General features: G+C 71.8%; 4 protein-coding genes and 3 pseudogenes. 3 read left to right on the top strand and 4 right to left on the bottom strand.

Annotated features, from left to right (window positions below; translation table 11 throughout):
* Positions 1-173: pseudogene (locus OZN99_RS25435) on the bottom strand (bifunctional diaminohydroxyphosphoribosylaminopyrimidine deaminase/5-amino-6-(5-phosphoribosylamino)uracil reductase RibD); the annotation flags it as partial.
* A gap of 437 nt (positions 174-610) precedes the next feature.
* Between OZN99_RS25435 and OZN99_RS25430 the strand changes: the two are divergent.
* Entirely contained in the window at positions 611-1,339 is a 729-nt protein-coding gene (locus OZN99_RS25430; RefSeq protein ID WP_270938032.1) for a PEP-CTERM sorting domain-containing protein, read from the top strand.
* A gap of 184 nt (positions 1,340-1,523) precedes the next feature.
* On the opposite strand, the pseudogene OZN99_RS25425 reads toward OZN99_RS25430, so the two are convergent.
* The 3 genes and pseudogenes from OZN99_RS25425 to OZN99_RS25415 form a co-directional block, all read right to left on the bottom strand.
* Positions 1,524-1,808 (bottom strand): annotated as a pseudogene (locus OZN99_RS25425) (ATP cone domain-containing protein); the annotation flags it as partial.
* A gap of 15 nt (positions 1,809-1,823) precedes the next feature.
* Positions 1,824-1,955, bottom strand: a complete 132-nt coding sequence (locus OZN99_RS25420; protein ID WP_270938033.1) for a hypothetical protein — start codon at positions 1,953-1,955, stop codon at positions 1,824-1,826.
* A 103-nt stretch (positions 1,956-2,058) separates the two neighbouring features.
* On the bottom strand, positions 2,059-3,663 hold the full coding sequence (locus OZN99_RS25415; RefSeq protein WP_270938031.1) for a winged helix-turn-helix domain-containing protein: 1,605 nt from the start codon (positions 3,661-3,663) through the stop codon (positions 2,059-2,061).
* Positions 3,664-3,851: 188 nt separating this feature from the next.
* On the opposite strand from OZN99_RS25415, the gene OZN99_RS25410 reads away from it, so the two are divergent.
* Entirely contained in the window at positions 3,852-4,085 is a 234-nt protein-coding gene (locus OZN99_RS25410) for a hypothetical protein (RefSeq protein ID WP_270938030.1), read from the top strand.
* A 63-nt stretch (positions 4,086-4,148) separates the two neighbouring features.
* A pseudogene (locus tag OZN99_RS25405) lies at positions 4,149-4,940 on the top strand (hypothetical protein); the annotation flags it as partial.

The following is a 4,940-nucleotide window of genomic DNA, read 5'->3' as shown; positions in this document are numbered from 1 at the left end:
CGCGCCAGCTCGCCGGCGCGCCGCAGGGCTTCCGTCTCGGCATGCGGCCGCCCGCCCGGCTGGGTCCAGCCGCGGCCGACCACGCGGCCGTCCCGCACGACGACGCAGCCTACCGCCGGGTTCGGCCAAGTGTTGCCCAGGCCCCGCCGCGCGAGCGCCAGCGCGGCCTGCATGTGAACAAGGTCGGCCGGGTCGGGCACGGGGTCAGGCGGCGGGCTGGGCGGTCATCGGCGTCCATGTGGCGCAGCCCGGCCCGGCGCGGAAGGGGCACGGCCGCGCAGTCCATGCTGTCGGGGAACTTGACAGGCCGCGATGACGAGGATCGGAGGGCGCTCCGTATAGCTACGATAACGGACCATTCCGCACATAATTCCGTTTGGCGTCACCGGCACCAAACGAAATATTCGTTCACGATGACCAGGCGCTCGGGGCGGTCGTGCCGGCAGTCGTCGCCGGATTTTACGCTTTGCCGTCTGACGGGTGCGAAAGAGGGGCGTGATTGATGACGAGACAAAGACTTACTGGCCTGGCGCGATATTTGCCTGTGACGTTCCAGCATCAGGATCACGACAGTCTCAGGAGCGAGTGCATGTCGGCTTGCAGTTGTCTCGTGCGATCGCTCACCGCGGTGGCGCTGGTCGTGGCCGCGGCGGCTCCGAGCCAGGCCGCGTCGTCAATCATTGCCCGTGCCAATCTCGACGTGAACGGCACGTTCAACCCGATCCAACTCGATCCGAACGGGATCCCTGGCATTGACGGCAGGGACAACAACGCGCTGTTTCCGGTCGACACCGACCCGGTTGAGGGGCGTCTCGAGGTGCCGGTGCCGAACGGGGCCGGCTTCGGCGGATTGTCGCTGCTTGCGGATGGTGCGCCCTTCCTGCCGGCCCCGCCGACCTTCGTGACCTCCACCGGCAGCTTCTTCGGCACGAGCGGCACGAGACTGCGCCTGGAGTTCACGCAGACCGAGGTCACCCTCGGCGGCGTGGCGTCCGCATTCGAATTCGCCGTCATCGCGGGGGGCGCCGTGTCGGCGACGATCTCCAGCTACGTCGGCCCCAACTTTGGCTTCGAACTCGGCACGCTGCTGTTTTCGGAGACCTTCAGCGGCACCGGCACCGCGAGTTCCGACAAGCTCCTGGCGCCTGCGCCGTTCTATTCGATCACCACCGTGATGGAGATCACCTTCGGCGGGCCGATCGGAACGAGCAGCTTCGTCTCCGCGCAGGCGACCCTGACGGCGATCGACGACCGAGTGGCCGTGCCTGAGCCCGCAAGCCTTGCCCTGCTGGGTGCTGGGCTGCTCGGCCTCGGCTTCGCCCGGCGACGCCGCCGCTGAGGCTGAAGCATTTTCAAGCCGAACGGACACGTTCGGCGACTCGGAAAATGCGATCAAGCAACAAGCTGGACCCGTTTTGCCGCGCCTGCTCGCGGTGAAACGGGTCTAGGAATCGGGCCTGTCCCGATCCGCGGAGCTTGAATCGGCCTCCGCGCCGCCGGCCCGGCGACGGGCGGGGGCCGCCTCAGCTCCCGTCCATCTGGCCGAGAAAAGCCTGGAAATCCTTGGCTTCCCGGAAATTCCTGTAGACGGATGCGAAGCGGACATAGGCCACCTGGTCCACGTCGCGCAGCGTGTCCAGCACCACGTCGCCGATGCGGCGGCTGGTGACCTCGGAGTCCGCTTCCACCTCAAGACGGCGCTGGATGCCGTTGACGATGCGCTCGATCCGCTCCTCGTCGAAGGGGCGCTTGCGCAGCGCGATCCGCACGCTGCGCGCCAGCTTGTCGCGGTCGAAGGGCACGCGGCGGCCGCCCGGCTGGGTCTAGCCGCGGCCGACCACCCGGCCGTCGCGGACGATGACGCAGCCCACCGAGCGATTCGGCCAGGTGTTGCCCAGCCCGCGCCGCGCCAGCGCCGCCCGCATATGGGCGAGGTCCTCGGCTGGGTCAGGCACGGGCTTGGCGGTCGTCGCGGCGGCGCATCGCCGCTACTTGGCGCAGGCGGGCGGCGGGCGAAAGGGGTGCGACGGCCCGTGACCCATGCGGGCAGGCGCGCGGTCATTCCGGCAGTCCTGCCTCGCGCAGCGCGCGGCTCAGCGTCTCCGCGAAGGCCCGGTCGAGGAACAGCCGGGCATTGCGTTCGGCGAAGACGCGGCAGGCAGACGGCGTCTCCGCCCGATGACGGCGCACCGCGTCCCGCGCCGCCTCGCAGGCACCGAGAAGCCACTGCGCGACGATCAGCGCGCGGTGCCCGGTCGGCCAGCGCGGCTGCTGGCGCACCGCGCCCTGCGCCGGGGGAAGCGCCTTCGCCGGTTCCCCGAGCATGAGGCGCCCATAGGCGCAGCCGCCCAGGAAGTGGCTGGTTTCCGGATCCAGCGGGCTCAGGCGCGTCGCGCGTTCGAACAGCGGCAGCGCGCTCGCGGGATCGCCGTTGTAGAGCCGCATCCACGCCGCGCTGCCGAGCACCTCCGCGGAGTTCGGGTTCAGCCGCAGCGCCCGCTCGAGCGCCGCCGAGGGCTCCTCGTGCTCATAGGCAAGGTAGGTCAGGGCATGGCCGGCCAGTCGGAGCGTCGCCGGGTCGTCATGATGGTCGGCCAGCGCCTCCCGCGCCAGGCGGATCCCTTCCGCGGTGTCGCCCGGACCCGACCAGCCCTGCGCCGCGCGGCTGAGGTGCGTCCGCGCCGCGAAGGCCTTCGCGAGGCTGTAGCCAGGATCGGCCGCGATGGCACGGCGCAGCAGCGCAAGGGCGGCGTCGCTGCCTTCCCGCGTCATCGCGTAGTACGCGGGCAGGGCGCGCAGATAGAGGTCGTAGGCGTCCAGGCGTTCCGTCGGCTTCCGCCGCGCCCGCTCGATCTCCACATGCCGCAGGCTCGGTTCAACCGCTCCCGCGATCGCCTCGGCGATGCGGTCCTGCAGGCCGAAGATGTCGTCCAGCGTGCCCTCGAAGCGGTCGCCCCAGACCTGCTGCGCACCAGCCGTCGCATCGACCAGCTGGACGGCCACGCGGATGCGCGGGCCGGCGCGGCGCACGCTGCCCCGCAACAGGTAGCGCACGCCGAGCTCGCGCCCCGCCTCGTGCATGTCCACGGCCCGGTCCTTGAAGGTGAAGCTGGAGTTCCGGGCGATGACGAACAGCGCGCGGATGCGCGACAGGGCGGAGGTCAGCTCCTCGACGAGGCCATCGGCGAAATACGCCTGCTCGGGGTCGTCGCCGATGTTGTCGAACGGCAGCACGGCCAGCGACGGCGCCTGCGGAAGGCCGGGCGGCGGCGCGATGCCCGCACCCGCCGGGTTCTCGTCCCGACCGGGCGGGGTGGCTTCGCGCCGCTCCACCGGCGCCGGCACGTCCAGGACGTAGCCGCGCCCGGCTACCGTGCGCAGCGCCTGCCGGCCGTCATCGCCCAGCGCGCGCCGCACCTCGGCGACGCATTGCGTGGCACTGTCCTCGTTGACGTAGACGCCGCGCCAGACCGCCTCCATCAGCTCGGCGCGGCCCACCAGGCGCCCGGCGTTCTCCGCGAGGTAGCGCAGCACGTCGAAGGATTTGCGGCGCAGCGGGATCTCGCTGCCGTCGGACCGCAGCAGGCAGCACCGCGAGACATCGAGGCGGAGGCCTCCGCTGAGGGTCAGGACCCGGCTCGCCGGCTCGTCCGCCAATGCCATCGACTCCGATGCGCGCCTGTCCATTCGCGACGCGGTCCAAGGTATCGGAGGCATTGTATACGAATTTCGGCAAGGTTGGAGGCCGCTCTCAGGCTGACGGGCAGGCCTCGATGCTACCGATGCGGCGCGCGCTCACCCGCTGCCATCCATCGCGGCAGCAGATGCGGAGCCCGCACCGGAGAACCACGATGAGCACGATCAAGGCCGCCATGCTGGCATGTGTGCGCGTGCCGGTGCCAACCCTGCCGGCGGCATGGTTGCGGGCCCGCTGGACGCAGGCCGACGCGCCGAGCCTCGGCGAGCTCGACGCGCACGCGCTCTCCGATATCGGCCTCTGGCCCGAGATGGTGCGGGGACGTGAGAACCGCGCCGTCAGCGCGCTCCGCGTCGCGATCTGCGCGGGCGGCAACGCCGGCTACTGAGGCCGAGCCGCACCCCGCGGCGGGCCAGCTCTTCACCGACGAACGACAGCAACGGAGCTGGCCATGCCCGTGCCCGGCAACACCCTCCTTCGCACTGGCCCGACGCGTCTGCGCATCGCGGCCGGACCAGGTCTCGCCTTCGCCGCCGCCCGTCTGCGGCCCGCGACCCTGGCACCGCACGTGGTCACGGCACCCCTTGTCATGCTGGTCCTCGGCGCGGTGGCACCCGCGGCCGCGGACATGGCCCGCGCGTGGCTCGGGCCGCTGGTGGTCCTGATGGTCTTCTCCTGCGTCGCCGTCACCGATGCCGGCGCGCCGGGCCGGCGGGAAGCGCGAACCGCCCTCCTGATGCTGGGCACCACGGCGGTGATCTGTCCCGCTTCGGTCGCCGTCCTGACGCTGACCACCCAGGTGCAGGCCGACCTCGCCCTCGCCGCGGTGCTCGCGGCCGCGGCCCCCACCGCCATCACCGCCGGGGTCATCAGCCGCCGCTTCGGCATGCCGGAGCGTCCGCCGGTCTGGGCGGCGCTGGGCGGATTCGCAATCGCGCCGGTTCTGCTGCCCGCCGCCGCCGCGGCAATGGCGTGGACCTCGGGCATGACCGGACAGGGTGCTGCGATGGCGTCGCCCTGGTCCTTGGCCGAGCGCGCGGCGCTGCTGGGCGCCTTGCCCGCCGGCGCCGCGATCCTGCTGCGTCGCGAGGCACCGGCAGCGACGGCCCTGCTGGTCCCCGATCTCCGCGGCGCCGTCGTCCTCGCGCTGATGGGCCTGGCGCTCTCGGCCGGCGGCACGCTCACGGCGGAGTTCGGCGCGCTCGGCGCGTCGGGCAGCGTCGCCGTGCTCGCGCTCGCCGGC

It is taken from the genome of Falsiroseomonas oryzae (genome assembly GCF_027856955.1).
GTDB lineage: Bacteria > Pseudomonadota > Alphaproteobacteria > Acetobacterales > Acetobacteraceae > Falsiroseomonas > Falsiroseomonas oryzae.
The sequence above is the reverse complement of the archived record's forward strand: the minus strand, read 5'-3'. Positions and strand labels throughout refer to the sequence as shown.

Excerpts from the sequence above, each read along its gene's own strand:
- OZN99_RS25410 (WP_270938030.1), top strand. The coding sequence starts at position 3,852 with ATGAGCACGATCAAGGCCGCCATGCTGGCATGTGTGCGCGTGCCGGTG.
- OZN99_RS25415 (WP_270938031.1), bottom strand. The coding sequence starts at position 3,663 with ATGGCATTGGCGGACGAGCCGGCGAGCCGGGTCCTGACCCTCAGCGGA.